Source organism: Nocardioides sp. FY1077 (genome assembly GCF_058681775.1).
Genome location: NZ_JBZWDB010000004.1, coordinates 200,271 through 219,208, shown reverse-complemented (window position 1 = coordinate 219,208; position 18,938 = coordinate 200,271). Strand labels below are relative to the sequence as shown.

Here is an 18,938-nt window from a genome sequence, read left to right as displayed (position 1 = left end):
GCCGACTGTCCCCGCCGTCTCCTAGGGTGCAGCGCATGAGCCCCACCGTCCCGCCGGCCGCGCCCGCGACCGTCTTCGCCGACGCCTCCCCGGCGGAGCGGGTGTCCACGCCGGTGGACGGCGTCGACGTGCTCGGGGCGCTCTCGCCGAGCCGGGCCGGCGACTTCCTCACCTGCCCCCTGCTCTACCGCTTCCGCACCATCGACAAGCTGCCCGAGCCGCCCAGCCTCGACGCCCTGCGCGGCACGCTCGTGCACAAGGTGCTGGAGGACCTCTTCGACCTGCCGGCCCCCACCCGCACCCCCGAGCGGGCCGGTGACCTGCTGGCACCGACCTGGGAGGCGCTGCAGGAGGCCGACCCAGCCCTGGGCGGGCTGTTCGACGACGAGGAGGGCCCGCAGGCGGCCGCGTGGCTGGCCTCGTGCCGCACGGTGCTGGAGCGCTGGTTCACCCTGGAGGACCCCACCCGCCTGGAGCCGGCCGAGCGCGAGCTCTACGTGGAGACCGTCCTCGACTCGCGGCTGCTGCTGCGCGGGTTCGTCGACCGTGTCGACGTGGCCCCCGACGGGGCGCTGCGGGTGGTCGACTACAAGACCGGCCGGGCCCCGGGCGTGGGGTTCGAGGCCCGGGCCCTGTTCCAGATGAGGTTCTACGCCCTGGTGCTGTGGCGCACCCGCGGGATCGTGCCGCGGGTGCTCCAGCTGGTCTACCTCGGCAGCGGCGAGATCGTGCGCTACGAGCCCGACGAGGACGACCTGCTGGCCACCCAGCGCAAGGTGGAGGCCGTGTGGGCCGCGATCCGGACCGCCCAGGAGACGCGGGATTGGCAGCCCAACCGCGGCCGGCCGTGCGACTGGTGCGCCCACAAGGCGTTGTGCCCCGCGTGGGGCGGCACACCCCCGCCGCTGCCCGAGCCCGCGTCGGCGCCGCAGGCCTGACCGCTCAGGAACGCACGGCGCCGTCGGCGGCGCGGGCCTCGTCGGCGAGCCCGGCGAGGTCGCGCGGTCCGAGCCCGACGAGGCTGTCGCGGAAGACCAGCCGCTCCCCCGGCGCCACCGGCACGTGGTGGGGCACCACCAGCACGGTGCAGCCGGCCGCCTGGGCCGAGGTGGCGCCCGGGCCGGAGTCCTCCACCGCCACGCAGTCGCGCGGGTCGAGCCCCAGCCGCCGCGCGGCGACCAGGTACGGCTCGGGGTGGGGCTTGCCGTGGGTCACCTGGTCGCCGGTGACGACCGTGCCGAACGTGTCGGCCGGCAGGTGCTCGAGGATCGGGTCGACGAAGCGCGTCCACGACATCGTGACCAGCGCCGTCGGCACCCCGGCCGCCCGGGTCGCGGCGAGCAGCTCGCGTGCTCCGGGACGCCACGGCACGTGCTCGCGCACCCGCTCCACCACGCCGTCGAGCAGGTACTCCACGACGTCCTCGGCGCTCATCGTGAGGCCCATGCGGCGGCGGATGTAGTGCCCGGAGTCGATCAGGGCGTTGCCGACCAGCGCCATCGCGTCGTCGTGGGTCCAGGTGGCGCCGTGCTCGTCGGCCAGGGCGTGCTCGGTGGCGATCCAGTACGGCTCGGTGTCGACCAGGGTGCCGTCCATGTCGAACAGCACCCCCGCCGGCAGCGCGACCCCGTCGCGGGGCGGGCGGGTGGCGTGCGGCTCAGTCATCGGGGTCGTAGCCCAGGTTGGGCGAGAGCCAGCGCTCGGCCTCGGCGAGGCTCCAGCCCTTGCGCTCGGCGTAGTCGACGACCTGGTCGCGCCCGAGCCGGCCCACGACGAAGTACTGCGACTGCGGGTGGCTGAAGTACCAGCCCGACACCGAGGCGCCCGGCCACATGGCCATCGACTCGGTGAGGGTGATGCCGGTGGTCTTCTCGACGTCCAGCAGCTCCCAGAGGGTGAGCTTCTCGGTGTGGTCGGGGCAGGCGGGGTAGCCCGGCGCCGGCCGGATGCCGCGGTACTTCTCCGCGATCAGGTCGTCGTTGCTGAGCTGCTCGTCGGGCACGTGGCCCCACAGCTCGGTGCGCACGCGCTGGTGCAGCCGCTCGGCGAACGCCTCGGCCAGCCGGTCGGCCAGCGACTCGATGAGGATCGCGTTGTAGTCGTCGTGGGCGGCCTTGTAGGCCTCCACCCGCTCGGGCAGGCCGATCCCGGCGGTCACCGCGAACCCGCCGACGTGGTCGGCGAGCCCGCTGCCGACCGGCGCGACGTAGTCGGCCAGCGACCGGTTCGGCACGCCGTCGCGGTGCTCGCCCTGCTGGCGCAGGTGGTGGAGCACCGCGCGCACCTCGGTGCGCTCCTCGTCGGCGTAGACCAGGGTGTCGTCGCCGTCACCGGCGGCCGGGAGGAACCCGAGGACGCCGGTGGCGGTCAGCCACTTCTCGGCGACGATGCGGTCGAGCATCTCCTGGGCGTCGTCGTAGAGCCGGCGTGCGGTCTCCCCGGTGGTGGGGCTGTTGAGGATGTCGGGGAACTTCCCCTTCATCTCCCACGCGTTGAAGAACGGCTGCCAGTCGATGTACTCGCGCAGCTCGGCGATGTCGTAGTCCTCGAGCACGTGCACGCCCGGGGCCCGCGGTACCGGGACGTCGTAGCCCGCCCAGTCGACGGCGGTCGCCCGGGCCCGCGCCTCGGCGTACGGCAGCAGCTTGCGCTGGGTCTTGCCGGCGTGCCGGGCGCGCAGGGCGTCGTAGTCGTCGCGGACGTCGGCGAGCAGCTTCTCGCGCCGGGTGTCGTGCAGCAGCGCCGAGGCGGTCGGCACGGAGCGCGAGGCGTCCTTCACCCACACCACGGGGCCGTCGTAGCGGGGGTCGACCTTGACCGCGGTGTGCGCGCGGGACGTCGTGGCGCCGCCGATGAGCAGCGGGATGGTCAGGCCCTGGCGCTGCATCTCGCTGGCCAGGGTGACCATCTCGTCGAGCGACGGCGTGATCAGGCCGGAGAGCCCGATGATGTCGGCGTCGACCTCGCGGGCGGTGTCGAGGATCTTCTGCGCGGGCACCATCACGCCGAGGTCGATCACCTCGTAGTTGTTGCACTGGAGCACCACGCCGACGATGTTCTTGCCGATGTCGTGGACGTCGCCCTTGACGGTGGCCATCACGATCGTGCCGTTGGTCTCCTTGGCGGTGGCCAGCGACGGGTTGTCCAGCTTCTCCTGCTCGATGTAGGGGATCAGGTAGGCCACGGCCTTCTTCATCACCCGCGCCGACTTCACCACCTGCGGCAGGAACATCTTGCCGGCGCCGAACAGGTCGCCCACGACGTCCATGCCGGACATCAGGGGCCCCTCGATGACCTCGATGGGACGACCACCGCGCGCGGCGATCTCCTGGCGCAGCTCCTCGGTGTCGGCCTCGACGTGGGCGTCCATGCCCTTCACCAGGGCGTGGGTGATCCGCTCGCCGACGGGCAGCGTGCGCCACTCCTCGGTGACCGCCTCGGCCACCTCGCCGACGCGGTTGTGGGCCTCAGCGACCTCCAGCAGCCGCTCGGCGGCGTCGGGACGGCGGTCGAGCACGACGTCCTCGATGCGCTCGCGCAGCTCGGGCTCGACCTGGTCGTAGACCACCAGGGCGCCGGCGTTGACGATGCCCATGTCGAGGCCGGCCCTGATGGCGTGGAACAGGAAGACCGCGTGGATGGCCTCGCGCACCGGGTTGTTGCCGCGGAAGGAGAAGCTGACGTTGGAGATGCCGCCCGAGACCTTCGCGCCGGGCAGGTTCTCCTTGATCCAGCGGGTGGCCTCGATGAAGTCGCGGCCGTAGGAGGCGTGCTCCTCGATGCCGGTCGCCACGGCGAAGACGTTGGGGTCGAAGATGATGTCCTCGGGCGGGAAGTCGACCTCGTCGACCAGGATCCGGTAGGCCCGCTCGCAGATGGCCTTGCGCCGCTCCAGGTCGTCGGCCTGGCCGTCCTCGTCGAAGGCCATGACCACGGCGGCGGCGCCGTACTTGCGGCACAGGCGTGCCTGGGCGCGGAACGCGTCCTCGCCCTCCTTCATCGAGATCGAGTTGACGATCGGCTTGCCCTGCACGTTCTTCAGCCCGGCCTCGATGACCTCCCACTTGGAGGAGTCGACCATCACCGGCACCCGGCTGATGTCGGGCTCGCTGGCGATCAGCTTGGTGAAGCGGTCCATCGCCGCGACCCCGTCGATCATGCCCTCGTCCATGTTGACGTCGATGACCTGCGCGCCGTTCTTCACCTGCTGCACCGCGACCGACAGCGCGGTGTCGTAGTCGCCGGCCTTGATCAGGTTGCGGAACTTCGCGGAGCCGGTGATGTTGGTGCGCTCGCCGACGTTGACGAACAGGCTGGCGTTGTCCACGGCGAACGGCTCCAGGCCGGCCAGGCGCAGCGCCGAGGGCCGCGTCGGCACCTCGCGGCGCGGGTGGCCCGCCACGGCGCGGGCGATCGCGGCGACGTGGTCGGGGGTGGTGCCGCAGCAGCCGCCGACCAGGTTGACGAAGCCGGCCTCGGCGAACTCCGCGACCACCGCGGCGGTCTCCTCGGGCGACTCGTCGTACTCGCCGAAGGCGTTGGGCAGCCCGGCGTTGGGGTAGCAGGAGACGAAGGTGTCGGCCACCCGGGAGATCTCGGCGATGTAGGGCCGCATCTCCCGCGCGCCCAGCGCGCAGTTGAGCCCGACGGCGATCGGTCGGGCGTGGCGCACGGAGTCCCAGAACGCCTCGGTGACCTGGCCCGACAGGGTGCGGCCCGAGGCGTCGGTGATGGTGCCGGAGATGATCACCGGCCAGCGGCGCCCGGTCTGCTCGAAGAGCGTCTCGAGGGCGAAGACCGCGGCCTTGGCGTTGAGGGTGTCGAAGACCGTCTCGACGAAGAGCAGGTCACTGCCGCCGTCGACCAGGCCCCGGGCCGCCTCGAGGTAGGCCTCGACGAGCTGGTCGAAGGAGACGTTGCGGGCTCCGGGGTCGTTGACGTCGGGGCTGATCGAGGCGGTGCGGGTGGTCGGACCGAGCGCGCCGGCGACGTAGCGCGGACGCTCCGGGGTCGACACCTCGTCGGCGACCCGCCGGGCCAGGCGCGCGGCCTCCACGTTCAGCTCGTAGGCCAGGTCGGCCATGCCGTAGTCGGCGAGCGAGACCGCGTTGGCGTTGAAGGTGTTGGTCTCCACCACGTCGGCACCGGCCACGAGGTACTCGCGGTGGATGCCCGCGATGATGTCGGGCTGGGTGAGGGTCAGCAGGTCGTTGTTGCCCTGCAGGTCGCTGGGCCAGTCGGCGAAGCGCTCCCCGCGGTAGCCGGCCTCGTCGGGGCGGTCGCGCTGGATCGCGGTGCCCATGGCGCCGTCGAGCACCAGGATGCGCTCCTGGAAGGCTCGGGTCAGCGCCTGCGTGGCGTCGGGCCGCCACGCGGTGGACGGGACTGTCGACTGCGTCAACGCATCTCCTTCTCGGGGCACCTGCTCGCGCCGCCTGCCGGTGGCCGGTGGCGCCGGCTCCGGCGCCCATCGGCGGCGCCTGCAGCAACACTGGTGCAAGCGTCCGGAGGCCGGACAGGATTCCCAGATCGTGGCACCGGTCCGCGGAGCGGACGAAATCCTGGGGCGTCTCCTACGCTGGGGAGATGATCGAGATCCAGGACGGCTCCGAGCTGGTGGACCCCATCGTGATCGCGGCCTTCGAGGGCTGGAACGACGCCGCCGACGCCGCCTCCTCGGTGGTCGACCACCTGATCACCGTCTGGAACGCCCGGGTCGTGGGGGCCATCGACCCGGAGGACTTCTACGACTTCCAGGTCAACCGCCCCCTGGTCGGCGTCGACGACCACGGCCACCGCCGGCTCACCTGGCCCACCACCCAGATCGCGGTGGCCTCGCCGCCCGACCTCGACCGCGACGTCATCCTGGTGCGCGGCATCGAGCCCAACATGCGCTGGCGCCAGTTCTGCGCCGAGCTGCTGGCGGCCTGCGACGAGCTGGGCGGCAACCTCGTGGTCACCCTGGGGGCGCTGCTCGCCGACACCCCGCACACCCGGCCCATCCCGGTCACCGGCACCGCCACCGAGCCCGAGCTGGTCGACCGGCTCAAGCTGGAGCAGTCGACGTACGAGGGGCCCACCGGCATCGTCGGGGTGTTCCAGGACGCGTGCGTGCGTGTCGACATGCCGTCGGTCTCCTACTGGGCGGCGGTGCCGCACTACGTCGCCCAGCCGCCGTGCCCCAAGGCCACGCTGGCCCTGATCGGCCAGCTCGAGGACCTGCTCGAGGTCTCGATCCCGCTGGGCGACCTGCCCGAGGACGCCCGCGCCTGGGAGCGCGGCGTCGACGAGCTCGCCGAGGACGACGAGGACGTCGCCGACTACGTGCGCTCGCTCGAGGAGACCCGCGACACCACCGACCTGCCGGAGGCCTCCGGCGAGGCCATCGCGCGCGAGTTCGAGCGCTACCTCAAGCGGCGCACCGACGGCGACTGAGACCCACCCGGGCCGCGCAGGGGACCCGAGCGGCCCCTGCCCGGCTCAGACGGCCAGGCCGAGGGCCGCGTCGAGCAGCCCGTGCACGGTGAGGGCGGCGTCGGGGTCGGAGGTGTCGGCCAGGCCGTGGGTGCCGAGCGTGGCGTCGACCCACGCGTCGACCGCAGCGAGGGCCCGCGGGGCGTCGAGGTCGTCGGCCAGCGCGGCCAGCACCTCGGTGACCAGCGGCGCCGAGGGTGCGCCGGAGCCGAGCGACAGCGCCTTGCGCCACTCGGCGAGCCGGTCGACGCCGTCGAACAGCTCGGCGTCGGTCCACTCCCAGTCGCTGCGGTAGTGGTGGCGCATCAGCGTGAGCCGGATGGCCATCGGGTCGACCTCGCTGTTGCGCAGCGCCGAGACGAAGACCAGGTTGCCGCGTGACTTCGACATCTTCTCGCCGTCGTAGCCGACCATGCCGGCGTGGGCGTAGACCTGCGCGAACCGGGCGCCGGGGTCGGCGACCTGGGCGTGCCCCGCGCACATCTCGTGGTGGGGGAAGACCAGGTCGCTGCCGCCGGCCTGCACGTCGAAGTCGCCGCCGAGGTGGTGCCTCGCGATCGCGGTGCACTCGACGTGCCACCCGGGCCGGCCGGGGCCGAACGGGCTGGGCCAGGCCGGCTCCCCCGCGCGCTCGCCGCGCCACACGACGCAGTCGAGCGGATCGCGCTTGCCGGGGCGCGCGGGGTCGCCGCCGCGCTCGGGGAACAGCCGCAGCATGGCCTCGCGGTCGAGGCCCGACTCGGCGCCGAACGCCGGGTCGGCGGTGACGGAGAAGTAGAGGTCGTCCTCCACGCGGTAGACCGCGCCGAGGCCCTGGAGCCGCTCGACCAGCTCGACCACCAGCGGGATCGACTCGACCGCGCCGACGTAGTGGTCGGGCGGGAGCACCCGCAGCGCCGTCATGTCCTGGCGGAACAGCTCGGTCTCGCGCTCGGCCAGCGCGGTCCAGTCGATCCCGACCTTGGTGGCCCGCTCGAGCAGCGGGTCGTCGACGTCGGTGACGTTCTGCACGTAGGTGACCTGGTGGCCCGCGCCGCGCCAGGCGCGGTGGAGCAGGTCGAAGGCGACGTACGTCGCGGCGTGGCCCATGTGGGTGGCGTCGTACGGGGTGATGCCGCAGACGTAGAGCCGGGCGTGCCCGTCGGGCGAGGTGACGACCCGGCGGCCGGTCGCGGTGTCGTGGAGCGCCACCTCGGGTCCGACGGCGGGGTGGGTCGGGACTTCCGGGGCAGGCCAGGCACGCATGGCGCTGACTCTAGCCAGTCGCCTCGGGCGTCCACCTCAGAAGGGCGGCCAGGGGATCGCCGGGTGCTCGCCCCGCGGCGCCGGGAGCCGGCCGCGGTGCAGCAGGCGGTCGCAGCGGCGCGCGACGCAGTCGATCTCGAGGTCGTCGAGCAGGGGCGCCAGCGCGGCCCCGAGGTCGCCGCCGAGCTGCTCGCGCACGCTGCGGACCGCTGCGGCCTCCTCCGCGCTCAGCGGCTCGCCGAGCCAGCCCCACAGCACCGTGCGCAGCTTGTGCTCGTGGTGGAAGGCGATGCCGTGGTCGACGCCGTAGCGGTGGCCGTCGGTCATCTCCAGCACGTGGCCGCCCTTGCGGTCGGCGTTGTTGACCACCACGTCGAAGACGGCCATCCGCCGCAGCGCGGCGGTGTCCTCGTGCACCAGCGAGATCGGCCGGTCACCCGCGTCGAGGCCGTCGACGACGTGGAGGTAGCCCTCGGGCACCTCGTCCTCGGGCACGAGGGTGACCGCCTCCTGCGAAGGGTCGGGCTCCTGCCACTCCTGCACCATGCCGGTGCCGTGCGGGCCGCCGCGCAGCCAGGTGCGGGGCACCACCGACCAGCCGAAGGCCTCCGAGACCAGGTACGCCGCCACCTCGCGGTGGGCCAGCGTGGCGCCGGGGAAGTCCCACAGCGGCTTCTCGCCGGCGATCGGCTTGTACACCACCCGGGTGGAGCCCACCGTGGCCAGGAACGTCGCGTTCGAGGCCGGCATGATGCGGCCCTCCAGGACCAGCTCGGCCTGCTCGAGCACCTCGGCCGGGTCGGGGTCCTGCGCGCGGGTCACCACCGGGTCAGGGGTCGCGCCGCTTGAAGCCGTTGGCCCGCACGCACAGGTGGCCGTCGGGGTCCATCGGGCCGCCGCAGAACGGGCAGCTGGGCCGGCCGGCCTCCAGCACCTGCTCGGTGCGCTGCACGAACGCCCGGGCCGGGCCGGCAGCGAGGCGCACCAGCAGCACCTCGTCGGGCTCCGGCTCCTCGAAGTCCTGGTCGACCTGGTCGGGGCTGACCACCGCCGCCTCCATGAACGGGAAGACCTCGATGACCACCCGCTCGTCGTCGGGGTCCCACGACAGCGTCATCGTGCCGGCGCGGAACTCCTCGTCGATGGGCTGCTCCAGCGGCGCGGTGTCCTCGAGGCCCATCGGCGCCACGGCCGGCACCAGCGCCTCGCTGAGGTCGCTGGCCATCACGTCGTCGAGCAGCTCGTCGATGCGCTCGGCGAGGGCCGCGACCTGCTGCTTCTCCAGCGCCACGCTGACGACGCGGGAGCCGCTGCGGGCCTGGAGGAAGAAGGTGCGGGCCCCGGGAGGGCCGACGGTGCCGGTGACGAACCGCTCGGGCGGGTCGAATCCGTGGACGACAGGCATGGCACCACCCTAGGGGCGGGGAGCAACGGCCTCGGGGCCTGCTCCCCCGCCGACCGCGGCGTCCGCCGTACGACGCCCGCGGCGGCCGGTGCGCGGGGGCGCCAGCCACCCCAGGTCACCGGCGTGCGTGTTGGTCGCGAGCACGTAGGGGCGGGTCTCGGAGTAGCGCACGATCGAGAGGGACGCGGGGTCGACGGTGATGCGCTGGAAGAGGTCGAGGTGCATGCCGAGGGCGTCGGCGAGCACCGACTTGATGATGTCGCCGTGGCTGACGGCCACCCACACCGCGCCGGGGCCGTGCTCGGCCTCCACGGCGGCGTCGTGGCGGCGCACCGCGGCCACCGAGCGGGCCTGCATCGTGGCCATCGACTCCCCGCCCGGGAACGCGACGGCCGACGGCTGGGCCTGCACCACCTTCCACAGCTTCTCCTTGGCCAGGTCCTTCAGCGCCCGGCCCTGCCACTCGCCGTAGTCGCACTCGCTGAGGCCCTTCTCGGTCGCCACCGGCACCGGCTCGGTCCGCGCGTCGACCAGCGCCCTGGCGGTCTGGCGACAGCGCTCCAGCGGGCTGCTCACCACCGCCGCCAGCGGCACCGGCGCCAGGCGCTCACCGGCCCGCGCCGCCTGGGCCCGCCCGGTCTCGTCGAGCTTCACACCGGGGGTGCGCCCGGCCAGGACGCCCGAGGCGTTGGCCGTCGTACGACCGTGCCGGACCAGGATCACCGTTGCCATGGGCCCGAGCCTAGGCACCACCGCCACGCCGGGGGCCCGCCGTCCGCGCACCACGCACGCCGCGGGGCGGCTGCTGCTGGCTACGGTGTGCCGGTGATCGTCGACAGCGCGCTCTACCGCCGCGGCAGCCGGGTGCCGGTGGACTGCCGCCCGCAGGACCTGCGCGCGATGCGCGAGCAGCCCTCGCAGCCCGGCGACTTCCTCTGGGTCGGCCTGCACCAGCCCTCCACCGCCGAGCTGAGCGAGGTGGCCGACACCTTCGGCCTCCACCCGCTGGCCGTCGAGGACGCCGTGAAGGCCCACCAGCGTCCCAAGCTCGAGCGCTACGGCGACAGCCACTTCCTGGTGCTCAAGTCGCTCTGGTACGTCGACGCCGAGGACGCCGTGGAGACCGGCGAGATCAGCCTCTTCGTCGGCCCCGACTTCATCGTGACGGTGCGCCACGGCGAGGGCTCCGAGCTGCAGTCGGCGCGGGGCCACCTCGAGTCGGAGGAGTCGGTGCTGACCCACGGGCCGTGGGCGGTGGTCTACGCGGTGTGCGACCGCGTGGTCGACGCCTACATCGACGTCGTCGACTCCCTGCAGGAGGACGTCGACGAGGTCGAGGCCTCGGTCTTCGCGCCGGTGCGCACCAACGACTCGGCGCGCATCTACACGCTCAAGCGCGAGATCGCCGAGGTGCGCCGCGCGGTGATGCCGCTGCGCGAGCCGATGCGGCGCTTCTCCACCCGCCACGTGGAGGGCCTGCCCGAGGAGGCAGCGCCGTACTTCCGCGACGTCGACGACCACCTGGTGCGGGCCGCGGAGGCGGTGGACACCCTCGACGGGCTGCTCTCGACGGCGTTCGACGCCCACGTCGCGCAGATCTCGGTGCAGCAGAACGACGACATGCGCCGCATCTCCGCCGGCGTCGGGCTCATCGCCGCGCCGACCCTGGTGGCCGGCATCTACGGGATGAACTTCGACCACATGCCCGAGCTGCACTGGATGTTCGGCTACCCGATGGCGCTGCTGTTCATGGTGCTGTCGTCGACCGCGGTCTACGCCCTGTTCAAGCGCTCCGGCTGGCTGTGACCCCGGCGACCTGAGGGGCTCGGAGGGGCTCGGAGGGCTCAGGCGGCGAGGACGCCGGTGCCGACCAGCACCAGCACCAGCGTGCCGAGGACCACGCGGTAGACCACGAACGGCGTGTAGGACCGGGTGGAGACGTAGCGCAGCAGCCACGCGATCGCGGCGTACCCGACGACGAACGAGACCACGGTGGCCACCAGCGTCGGGGCCCAGCCGTAGGGGTTGTCGCCGCCGGGGATCTCCTTGAGCTCGAAGAGCCCCGCCCCGACCACCGCGGGGATGGCCAGCAGGAAGGCGTAGCGGGTGGCGGCCTCGCGGTCGTAGCCGAGCAGCCGGCCCATCGACAGGGTCGCCCCCGAGCGGGAGACCCCCGGCACGAGCGCGCAGGCCTGGGCCAGGCCCATCAGCACCGCGTGGCGCAGGGTCATCTGCTCGATGCGGCGGTCGGTGCGCCCCAGGCGGTCGGCCAGCCCCAGCACGACCCCGAGCACGATCAGCGTCGTCCCGATGACCCACAGGCTGCGGAAGTCCCGCTCGATCAGGTCCTTCAGCGCGATGCCGAGCAGCACGATCGGCAGCGAGCCGATGATGATGAACCACCCCATGCGGGCATCGAGGTGGTCGCGCAGCTGGGGGCGCACCAGCGAGCGCAGCCAGGTGGAGGCGATGCGCCAGATGTCGTGGCGGAAGTAGATCAGCACGGCCAGCTCGGTGCCGATCTGGATGACCGCGGTGAACGCGGCGCCCGGGTCACCCCAGCCGAACAGCTCGGGGAAGATGCGCAGATGGGCGCTGCTGGAGATCGGCAGGAACTCGGTCAGTCCCTGGATCGTGCCGAGCACGACGGCCTGGAGGAGGTCCCACACGGGGGAGCACTCTAGGGCGCCCCCCGCCGGCCGGGGTGGCACCCCGCCGACGGCGCGCGCAGTCGCTACGGTGACGCGCATGCAGCAGCGCACCGTGGGACGCACCGGCCTCCTGGTCTCCCGGCTCGGCCTGGGCACGATGACCTGGGGCCGCGACACCGACGAGCACGAGGCGCGCGACCAGCTCGTCGCGTTCACCGAGGCCGGCGGCACCCTCCTCGACACCGCCCCCGTCTACACCGGCGGACGGGCCGAGCAGCTGCTCGGCTCCCTGCTCGGCGACGTCGTCGCGCGCGACGACGTCGTCCTGGCCACCAAGGGCGGGCTCGAGGCGCGCGGCGGCGAGGTGCGGGTCAGCACGTCGCGCGGGGCCCTGCTGACCGGGCTCGACGCGTCGCTGCGCCGCCTCGGCGTCGACCACGTCGACCTGTGGCAGGTGCACACCTGGCACGACGGCACCCCGCTGGAGGAGACGCTGCACGCCCTCGACCTCGCGGTCACCTCCGGGCGCGCGTCGTACGTCGGCATCAGCAACTACTCCGGCTGGCAGACCGCCCGCGCCGCCACCTGGCAGGAGACCGGGCCCGGCCGCGTGCCGCTGGCCTCCACCCAGGTCGAGTACTCGCTGCTCCACCGCGACGTCGAGGACGAGGTGCTGCCGGCGGCGGCCGCGCTCGGCCTCGGCGTGCTGCCGTGGTCGCCGCTGGCGCGCGGCGTGCTGACCGGCAAGTACCGCACCGGGATCCCGGCCGACTCCCGTGCCGCGGTGGAGGAGTACGCCGCGTTCATGGACCCCTACCTCGACGACCGGGCCGCCCGTGTCGTCGAGGCGGTCTCCAAGGCCGCCGACGGCCTCGGCTGGACGCCGCTGCAGGTCGCCCTGGTGTGGGTGCGCGACCGGCCCGGGGTCACCTCGCCTATCGTGGGAGCACGTACGGCGGCGCAGCTGCGCGGAGCCCTCAGCGTCGAGGAGCTCGCCCTGCCCGTCGAGATCGCCGAGGCCCTCGACGACGTGTCGGCCGACTGAGCACCACGTCGCACGGGCCGGTCCGGCGTCAGAGAAGGACCGCAGGCACCGCAGCACCGCAGCACCGTCGAGCCGGGGAGGCACCGTGAGCCGTCCGCAGTCCCGTGCGACCTGGTCGCCGGTCGAGTGGGAGTTCGACAAGGTCACCTTCGACCGGCACTTCTCCCGCAACGTGGTCACCAAGCTGCTCGTCGAGCGCGCCGAGCACGGCGGCTGGGAGCTCGACCGCGTGCGGATCGGCGCCGACGGCACCCGCCGCGTCGTGCTGCGCCGCAAGATCATCAAGGCCGTCCGTACCGCCTGACCCCCGTCGCTGGGCGCGGCGCCGCCGGGCGGTTTCCCCGGCCGGCCGGGGAAACTGGCACTGGGTGGCTGAAATTTCCCCCACCCAGAGGCAGTTTCCCCGCTCGAGCGGGGAAACTGCCCGCCCGGCTCAGACGTCGTCGAGGAACCGGTCGAAGACCCGGGCGCCGAACTCCAGCGCGTCGACCGGCACGCGCTCGTCGACGCCGTGGAAGAGCGCGGTGAAGTCGAGGTCGTCGGGCAGCCGCAGCGGGGCGAAGCCGTAGGAGCGCATGCCGAGGCGGCGGAAGTGCTTCGCGTCGGTGCCGCCGCTCATCAGGTAGGGCGCGACGATCGCGTCGGGGTCCTCGGCCAGCAGCGAGCGGGTCATCGCGTCCACCAGGTCGCCGTCGTACGGCGTCTCCCAGGGCTGCTGGTGCGACAGCATCTCCACCTCGACGCCCTCGCCGGTCAGCTCGGCCAGGGTGGCGAAGAACTCGTCCTCGAAGCCCGGCAGGAAGCGGCCGTCGACGTGGGCGGTGGCCTCGGTCGGGATGACGTTGACCTTGTAGCCGCCCGAGAGCATCGTCGGGTTGGTGGTGTGGGAGATCACCGCGCCGAGCATCCGGGCGGCCCCGCCGAACTCCTCGATCAGGGCGGGGGCGTTCTCCGGGGTGGCCTCGGTGCCGGCGAGGTCGGCCACCGCGGCGAGCAGCACCTGCATGGTGGGGGTGAGCCGCACGGGCCACTGGTGGGCGCCGATGCGGGCCACCGCCGCCGAGAGGCGGGTGACGGCGTTGTCGGGGTTGAGCATCGAGCCGTGGCCCGCGCGGCCGCGGGCGGTCAGCCGCATCCAGGCCATGCCCTTCTCGGCTGCCTCGATGAGGTAGACCCGGCGCCCGCGCACGGTGGTGGAGAACCCGCCGACCTCGCCGACCGCCTCGGTGACGCCCTCGAGCTCGTCGGCGTGGTCGCGCACGATGACCTCGGCGCCCTTGTGGCCGCCGGCCTCCTCGTCGGCGGTGAAGCACAGCACCACCGGGCGCTCGGGCACGTGTCCGGCGCGGGCCCGGGCGCGCACCACGCTGAGCAGCATCGCGTCGAAGTCCTTCATGTCGACCGCGCCGCGGCCCCAGACGTAGCCGTCCTGCACCTCGCCGGAGAACGGGTGCACCTGCCAGTCCTCCGCCGCGGCCGGCACGACGTCGAGGTGGCCGTGCAGCAGCAGCGCGTCGCCCTGCGAGCCGCCCCACCGGGCGACCACGCTCGTGCGACCGGGCTCGGACTCGATCATCCGGCTCTCGATGCCGACCTCGTCGAGCAGTGTCGCGACGTGCTCGGCGGCCTTGCGCTCCCCCGGGCCCTCGGCGTCGCCGTAGTTGGAGGTGTCGATGCGGATCAGGTCGCGGCACAGCTCGACCACCTCGCCGGCGGGGTCGTACGTCGGGCGCGCGCCGCTCGGCTGGGAGGGGCCCGACGGCGAGGAGGTGGTGTCAGCCATGGCGCCAGCATGGCACCGGGCGACGACGATTCCGACCCCTCCCCGGGGCGGGGCCCGATGCGGAGGTTCCGGCGTCGTGTTGCTAGTGTTCCGTCCGCACTCGTCCGGGTGGCGGAATTGGCAGACGCGCTAGCTTGAGGTGCTAGTGCCCGTATTAGGGCGTGGGGGTTCAAGTCCCCCCTCGGACACTCAGAAGGCCCCGGCTCCACGGGGCCTTCTGTCATTTCCGGCCCCTCGCGCCGGCCGGTCGACGGAGCCTGGTGGCCCGCTCGACGTCCCGACGGGCACCACCCGCGACGGGCCCGGCGGAACCTTGTCTTGAATTGTTCAAGAAAAGGGGGCAGGGTTCGGTGGGTGACCACCGCACCCGACGTCGAGACCCTCCTGCGGTCGGCCTCGCTGCGCGTGACCCGCCCGCGGGTCGCCGTGCTGACCGCTGTGTTCGACCACCCGCACGCCGACACCGACACCGTGACCGGCGCGGTGCGCGACGACCTCGGCGAGGTGTCGCACCAGGCCGTCTACGACGCGCTGCGCGTGCTGACCGCCGCCGGGCTGGTGCGCCGCATCCAGCCCTCGGGGTCGGTGGCGCGCTACGAGTCCCGCGTGGGCGACAACCACCACCACGCGGTGTGCCGCACCTGCGGCGCGATCGCCGACGTCGACTGCGCCGTCGGTCACACCCCTTGTCTCACCGCCTCCGACGACCACGGCTTCGTGGTCGAGGAGGCGGAGGTCGTGTACTGGGGCACCTGCCCCTCGTGCGCGGCCGCCCACACCCCTCAGTGACCCGCCACCTCGGAAGGAACCAGATGAGCGACAGCCACGACCCGAACGCCCCCGTGAGCCCCCAGGGGGTCGACCGGAAGGCCGAGGCAGGGTGCCCGGTCATGCACGACTCCGCCGCCGCCAGCGGCAGCGAGAGCGAGAACCCGGCCATCGACTCCCCCACGCCGAAGACGGGAGGCCGCCCGCACTCGCTGAAGGACTGGTGGCCCAACTCCCTCGACCTCTCGGTCCTCCACGCCCACTCCTCCAAGGGCAACCCCCTCGGTGAGGACTTCGACTACGCCCAGGCCTTCCGCCAGCTCGACGTGGACGCCCTCAAGCGCGACGTCACCGAGGTGCTCACCACCTCCCAGGACTGGTGGCCCGCCGACTTCGGCCACTACGGCGGCCTGATGATCCGCCTGAGCTGGCACGCCGCCGGCACCTACCGCATCTACGACGGTCGCGGCGGCGCCGGCGACGGGGGCCAGCGCTTCGCGCCCCTGAACAGCTGGCCCGACAACGCCAACCTCGACAAGGCCCGCCGCCTGCTGTGGCCGGTCAAGCAGAAGTACGGCCAGCAGGTCTCCTGGGCCGACCTGCTCGTGCTGGCCGGCAACGTCTCGCTGGAGTCGATGGGCCTGCCGACCTTCGGCTTCGGCTTCGGCCGCGTGGACGTGTGGGAGCCCGAGGAGATCTTCTGGGGTCCCGAGGACACCTGGCTCGGCGACGAGCGCTACTCCGGCGAGCGCGAGCTCCACGAGTCGCTCGGCTCGGTGCAGATGGGCCTGATCTACGTCAACCCCGAGGGCCCGAACGGCAACCCCGACCCGCTGGCCTCGGCCCGCGACATCCGCCAGACCTTCGCCCGCATGGCGATGGACGACGAGGAGACCGTCGCGCTGATCGCCGGTGGCCACACCTTCGGCAAGACCCACGGCGCCGGCGACGCCGACCTGATCGGCCCCGAGCCCGAGGGCGCCCCGCTCGAGGAGCAGGGTCTCGGCTGGCGCAGCGGCTTCGGCTCCGGCAAGGGCGTCGACGCCATCACCTCCGGCCTCGAGGTCACCTGGACCCGCACCCCGGTGCAGTGGAGCAACGACTACTTCGAGTTCCTCTTCGGCTACGAGTGGGAGCTCGAGAAGAGCCCCGCCGGTGCCCACCAGTGGGTGGCCAAGGACGCCGAGGCCGTGGTGCCCGGTCCGACGCCCGACGCGCCGAAGCGTCGTCCCACGATGCTGACCAGCGACCTCGCCCTGCGCGTCGACCCGACCTACGAGAAGATCTCGCGGCGCTTCCTGGAGAACCCCGACGAGTTCGCGCTGGCCTTCGCCAAGGCCTGGTACAAGCTGCTGCACCGCGACATGGGCCCGGTCAGCCGCTTCCTGGGCCCCGAGGTCGCCGAGCCGCAGCTGTGGCAGGACCCCGTGCCGGCCGTGCAGGGCGAGCTGGTGGGCGACGCCGACGTCGCCGCGCTCAAGGCCGCGGTGCTGGCCTCGGGCCTCACCGTCTCCGAGCTGGTCTCCACCGCGTGGGCCTCGGCCGCGAGCTTCCGCTCCACCGACAAGCGCGGCGGCGCCAACGGCGCCCGCATCCGCCTCGAGCCCCAGCGCAGCTGGGCGGTCAACCAGCCCGAGCAGCTGGAGCGCGTCCTCGGCGTGCTCGAGGGCGTGCAGCAGGAGTTCAACGCCGCCGGCGGTGCCCAGGTGTCGCTGGCCGACCTGATCGTGCTGGCCGGCTCCGCCGCGGTGGAGAAGGCCGCCGCCGACGGCGGGGTCGAGGTCACCGTCCCCTTCCGGGCCGGTCGCACCGACGCCAGCCTCGAGGAGACCGACGTCGACTCGTTCAAGGTGCTCGAGCCGCGGGCCGACGGGTTCCGCAACTACCTGCGCGAGGGCGAGAAGACCCAGCCCGAGGTGCTCCTCGTCGACCGCGCCTACATGCTCGACCTCTCCGCGCCGGAGATGACCGTGCTGGTCGGCGGGCTGCGCGCGCTCGGCGGCAACATCGGTGGGTCGACCCACGGGGTGCTCACCGAGCGCCCGGGCGTGCTGAGCAACGACTTCTTCGGCAACCTGCTCTCCCCCGGCACCCGGTGGAAGGCCTCGGAGACCGAGGAGCACGTCTACGAGATCCGCGACGTCGCCACCGACGAGGTGCGCTACACCGCCACGGCGGTCGACCTGATCTTCGGCTCCAACTCCCAGCTGCGCGCCCTCGCCGAGGTCTACGCCAGCGCCGACGCCCGGGAGAAGTTCGTCAAGGACTTCGTCGCCGCCTGGACGAAGGTCATGGAGCTCGACCGCTTCGACCTGGCCTGACCCGCCGGCAGCACCACCGCACGACAAGCAGCACCTGTGCGACCCCGACGCCCGGGTCGGCCCTCGTGGCCGGCCCGGGCGTCGGGCATGCTCGGACCCACCACCGGGACCGCCGGTGCGGACCCCGGAGGACACCCGCCATGAAGATCGGCATCGACAGCTTCGTCTCGGTCGTCACCGACCCCCACACCGGCCGCCAGGTCGGACCCGAGGAGCGGGTGGCCCACCTGCTCGAGGAGGTCGAGCGCGCCGACCAGGTGGGGCTCGACAGCTACGGCATCGGCGAGCACCACCGCAGCGAGTACCTCGACTCGGCGCCTGCCGTCCTGCTGGCCGCGGCGGCCGCCCGCACCCGCACGATCCGGCTCAACAGCGCGGTCACCGTGCTGAGCGCCGCCGACCCGGTGCGGGTGTTCCAGGAGTTCGCGACCCTCGACCTGGTCTCCGGCGGGCGCATCGACCTCGTCGTGGGCCGCGGGAGCTTCGTGGAGTCGTTCCCGTTGTTCGGGCTCGACCTCGACGACTACGACTCGCTGTTCGCCGAGAAGCTCGACCTGCTGCTGCGCCTGCGCGAGCAGCCCGAGATCACCTGGTCGGGCCGCCACCGCGCCCCGCTGACCGGCCAGGGCGTCTACCCCCGGCCCGTGCAGGACCCGCTGCCGATCTGGGTGGGCGTCGGCGGCACCCCGCAGTCGTTCGTGCGGGCCGGCGCCCTGGGGCTGCCTCTCATGGTGGCCATCATCGGCGGCGAGCCGGCCCGGTTCGCCCCGCTGGTCGAGCTCTACCGCGAGGCCGGGCGCCGCGCCGGCCACGACCCGGCCACGCTCAAGGTCGGCCTGCACTGCTTCGGGTTCGTCGGCGACACCGACCAGCAGGCCGCCGACGACTTCTACCCCGGGTGGCAGGAGATGTTCACCAAGATCGGCCGCGAGCGCGGCTTCGCCGCCCCCGGCCGCGCGCAGTACGACGCCACCATCGCCCCCGGCGGGGCGTTCCTCATCGGCTCCCCCACCACCGTGGCCGACAAGATGGTCCGCCTCCACGAGGACCTCGGCGGCGTCGACCGGGTCGCCCTGCAGATGACCAACGTGCGCCTGGCCCACGACGACCTGCTGCACGGCATCGAGCTGCTCGGCACCCAGGTCGCCCCGCGGGTGCGCGAGGTGCTGCCGGGCTGAGCCCGGCCCTGGGGCAGGATGTCCCCCGTTCGACGGCCCCTCTCTCGCCCCCTCTTCTCGCTCCCGAC

The 18,938-nt window shown here is 73.0% G+C and carries 16 protein-coding genes and 1 tRNA gene; 9 read left to right on the top strand and 8 right to left on the bottom strand.

Translation table 11 applies throughout. The annotated features are described in order from the left end of the window. Window positions 1-35: 35 nt before the first annotated feature. Window positions 36-938 carry a RecB family exonuclease gene (locus tag AC4OR8_RS16225; RefSeq protein ID WP_492166627.1) on the top strand — a complete coding sequence of 301 codons (903 nt, stop codon included), beginning with the start codon at window positions 36-38 and terminating at the stop codon, window positions 936-938. Between the two features lie 4 nt (window positions 939-942). Here the strand turns inward: AC4OR8_RS16225 and AC4OR8_RS16220 are convergent, their stop codons facing one another. Both AC4OR8_RS16220 and metH read right to left on the bottom strand, forming a co-directional pair. Continuing rightward, window positions 943-1,665, bottom strand: coding sequence for an HAD family hydrolase (locus AC4OR8_RS16220; protein ID WP_492166626.1), 723 nt, complete (start codon window positions 1,663-1,665; stop codon window positions 943-945). Continuing rightward, window positions 1,658-5,401: a methionine synthase gene (gene metH, locus AC4OR8_RS16215; protein WP_492166625.1), complete on the bottom strand. Its 3,744-nt coding sequence runs from the start codon at window positions 5,399-5,401 to the stop codon at window positions 1,658-1,660. Before metH ends, AC4OR8_RS16220 begins: the two co-directional genes overlap by 8 nt. Before the next feature lie 185 nt (window positions 5,402-5,586). Between metH and AC4OR8_RS16210 the strand changes: the two genes are divergently transcribed. Beyond that, window positions 5,587-6,435 carry a PAC2 family protein gene (locus AC4OR8_RS16210; RefSeq protein ID WP_492166624.1) on the top strand — a complete coding sequence of 283 codons (849 nt, stop codon included), beginning with the start codon at window positions 5,587-5,589 and terminating at the stop codon, window positions 6,433-6,435. A 45-nt stretch (window positions 6,436-6,480) separates the two neighbouring features. Here AC4OR8_RS16210 and mshC read toward each other — a convergent pair whose 3' ends face one another. The 4 genes from mshC to AC4OR8_RS16190 are packed head-to-tail and all read right to left on the bottom strand — an operon-like array spanning window position 6,481 to window position 9,856. Next, window positions 6,481-7,719, bottom strand: a complete 1,239-nt coding sequence (gene mshC, locus AC4OR8_RS16205) for a cysteine--1-D-myo-inosityl 2-amino-2-deoxy-alpha-D-glucopyranoside ligase (protein WP_492166623.1) — start codon at window positions 7,717-7,719, stop codon at window positions 6,481-6,483. A 36-nt stretch (window positions 7,720-7,755) separates the two neighbouring features. Further along, window positions 7,756-8,541 (bottom strand): SCO1664 family protein, encoded by a 786-nt coding sequence (locus AC4OR8_RS16200; RefSeq protein WP_492166622.1) that lies wholly within the window; start codon window positions 8,539-8,541, stop codon window positions 7,756-7,758. Between the two features lie 7 nt (window positions 8,542-8,548). Continuing rightward, window positions 8,549-9,124: a DUF3090 domain-containing protein gene (locus AC4OR8_RS16195; protein ID WP_492166621.1), complete on the bottom strand. Its 576-nt coding sequence runs from the start codon at window positions 9,122-9,124 to the stop codon at window positions 8,549-8,551. Between the two features lie 9 nt (window positions 9,125-9,133). Further along, window positions 9,134-9,856: a histidine phosphatase family protein gene (locus AC4OR8_RS16190; RefSeq protein ID WP_492166620.1), complete on the bottom strand. Its 723-nt coding sequence runs from the start codon at window positions 9,854-9,856 to the stop codon at window positions 9,134-9,136. Window positions 9,857-9,949: 93 nt separating this feature from the next. Between AC4OR8_RS16190 and corA the strand changes: the two genes are divergently transcribed. Beyond that, window positions 9,950-10,930, top strand: a complete 981-nt coding sequence (corA, locus tag AC4OR8_RS16185) for a magnesium/cobalt transporter CorA (protein ID WP_492166619.1) — start codon at window positions 9,950-9,952, stop codon at window positions 10,928-10,930. 38 nt (window positions 10,931-10,968) lie between these two features. Here corA and AC4OR8_RS16180 read toward each other — a convergent pair whose 3' ends face one another. Further along, window positions 10,969-11,793: an undecaprenyl-diphosphate phosphatase gene (locus AC4OR8_RS16180; RefSeq protein WP_492166618.1), complete on the bottom strand. Its 825-nt coding sequence runs from the start codon at window positions 11,791-11,793 to the stop codon at window positions 10,969-10,971. Window positions 11,794-11,872: 79 nt separating this feature from the next. On the opposite strand from AC4OR8_RS16180, the gene AC4OR8_RS16175 reads away from it, so the two are divergent. Continuing rightward, complete coding sequence (locus AC4OR8_RS16175; RefSeq protein ID WP_492166617.1) at window positions 11,873-12,820, top strand: aldo/keto reductase; 948 nt, start codon at window positions 11,873-11,875, stop codon at window positions 12,818-12,820. Window positions 12,821-12,905: 85 nt separating this feature from the next. Then, on the top strand, window positions 12,906-13,124 hold the full coding sequence (locus AC4OR8_RS16170; protein WP_492166616.1) for a DUF5703 family protein: 219 nt from the start codon (window positions 12,906-12,908) through the stop codon (window positions 13,122-13,124). A gap of 129 nt (window positions 13,125-13,253) precedes the next feature. Here AC4OR8_RS16170 and AC4OR8_RS16165 read toward each other — a convergent pair whose 3' ends face one another. After that, complete coding sequence (locus AC4OR8_RS16165; protein ID WP_492166615.1) at window positions 13,254-14,603, bottom strand: M20/M25/M40 family metallo-hydrolase; 1,350 nt, start codon at window positions 14,601-14,603, stop codon at window positions 13,254-13,256. 102 nt (window positions 14,604-14,705) lie between these two features. Here AC4OR8_RS16165 and AC4OR8_RS16160 point away from each other — a divergent pair. The 4 genes from AC4OR8_RS16160 (at window position 14,706) to AC4OR8_RS16145 (ending at window position 18,870) form a co-directional block, all read left to right on the top strand. Continuing rightward, window positions 14,706-14,791: transfer RNA gene (locus AC4OR8_RS16160), tRNA-Leu, on the top strand. Between the two features lie 166 nt (window positions 14,792-14,957). After that, the gene (locus AC4OR8_RS16155) at window positions 14,958-15,392 is read left to right on the top strand and encodes a Fur family transcriptional regulator (protein ID WP_492166614.1); all 435 of its coding nucleotides are present in this window, start codon (window positions 14,958-14,960) and stop codon (window positions 15,390-15,392) included. Window positions 15,393-15,415: 23 nt separating this feature from the next. Then, window positions 15,416-17,692: a catalase/peroxidase HPI gene (gene katG, locus AC4OR8_RS16150; protein WP_492166613.1), complete on the top strand. Its 2,277-nt coding sequence runs from the start codon at window positions 15,416-15,418 to the stop codon at window positions 17,690-17,692. 140 nt (window positions 17,693-17,832) lie between these two features. Then, window positions 17,833-18,870, top strand: a complete 1,038-nt coding sequence (locus tag AC4OR8_RS16145; protein ID WP_492166612.1) for an LLM class flavin-dependent oxidoreductase — start codon at window positions 17,833-17,835, stop codon at window positions 18,868-18,870. Window positions 18,871-18,938 lie beyond the last annotated feature (68 nt).

Coding starts and splice junctions, on each gene's coding strand:
- AC4OR8_RS16225 (WP_492166627.1), top strand. CDS start 36: ATGAGCCCCACCGTCCCGCCGGCCGCGCCCGCGACCGTCTTCGCCGAC.
- AC4OR8_RS16220 (WP_492166626.1), bottom strand. CDS start 1,665: ATGACTGAGCCGCACGCCACCCGCCCGCCCCGCGACGGGGTCGCGCTG.
- AC4OR8_RS16210 (WP_492166624.1), top strand. CDS start 5,587: ATGATCGAGATCCAGGACGGCTCCGAGCTGGTGGACCCCATCGTGATC.
- mshC (WP_492166623.1), bottom strand. CDS start 7,719: ATGCGTGCCTGGCCTGCCCCGGAAGTCCCGACCCACCCCGCCGTCGGA.
- AC4OR8_RS16195 (WP_492166621.1), bottom strand. CDS start 9,124: ATGCCTGTCGTCCACGGATTCGACCCGCCCGAGCGGTTCGTCACCGGC.
- AC4OR8_RS16190 (WP_492166620.1), bottom strand. CDS start 9,856: ATGGCAACGGTGATCCTGGTCCGGCACGGTCGTACGACGGCCAACGCC.
- AC4OR8_RS16175 (WP_492166617.1), top strand. CDS start 11,873: ATGCAGCAGCGCACCGTGGGACGCACCGGCCTCCTGGTCTCCCGGCTC.
- AC4OR8_RS16165 (WP_492166615.1), bottom strand. CDS start 14,603: ATGGCTGACACCACCTCCTCGCCGTCGGGCCCCTCCCAGCCGAGCGGC.
- katG (WP_492166613.1), top strand. CDS start 15,416: ATGAGCGACAGCCACGACCCGAACGCCCCCGTGAGCCCCCAGGGGGTC.
- AC4OR8_RS16145 (WP_492166612.1), top strand. CDS start 17,833: ATGAAGATCGGCATCGACAGCTTCGTCTCGGTCGTCACCGACCCCCAC.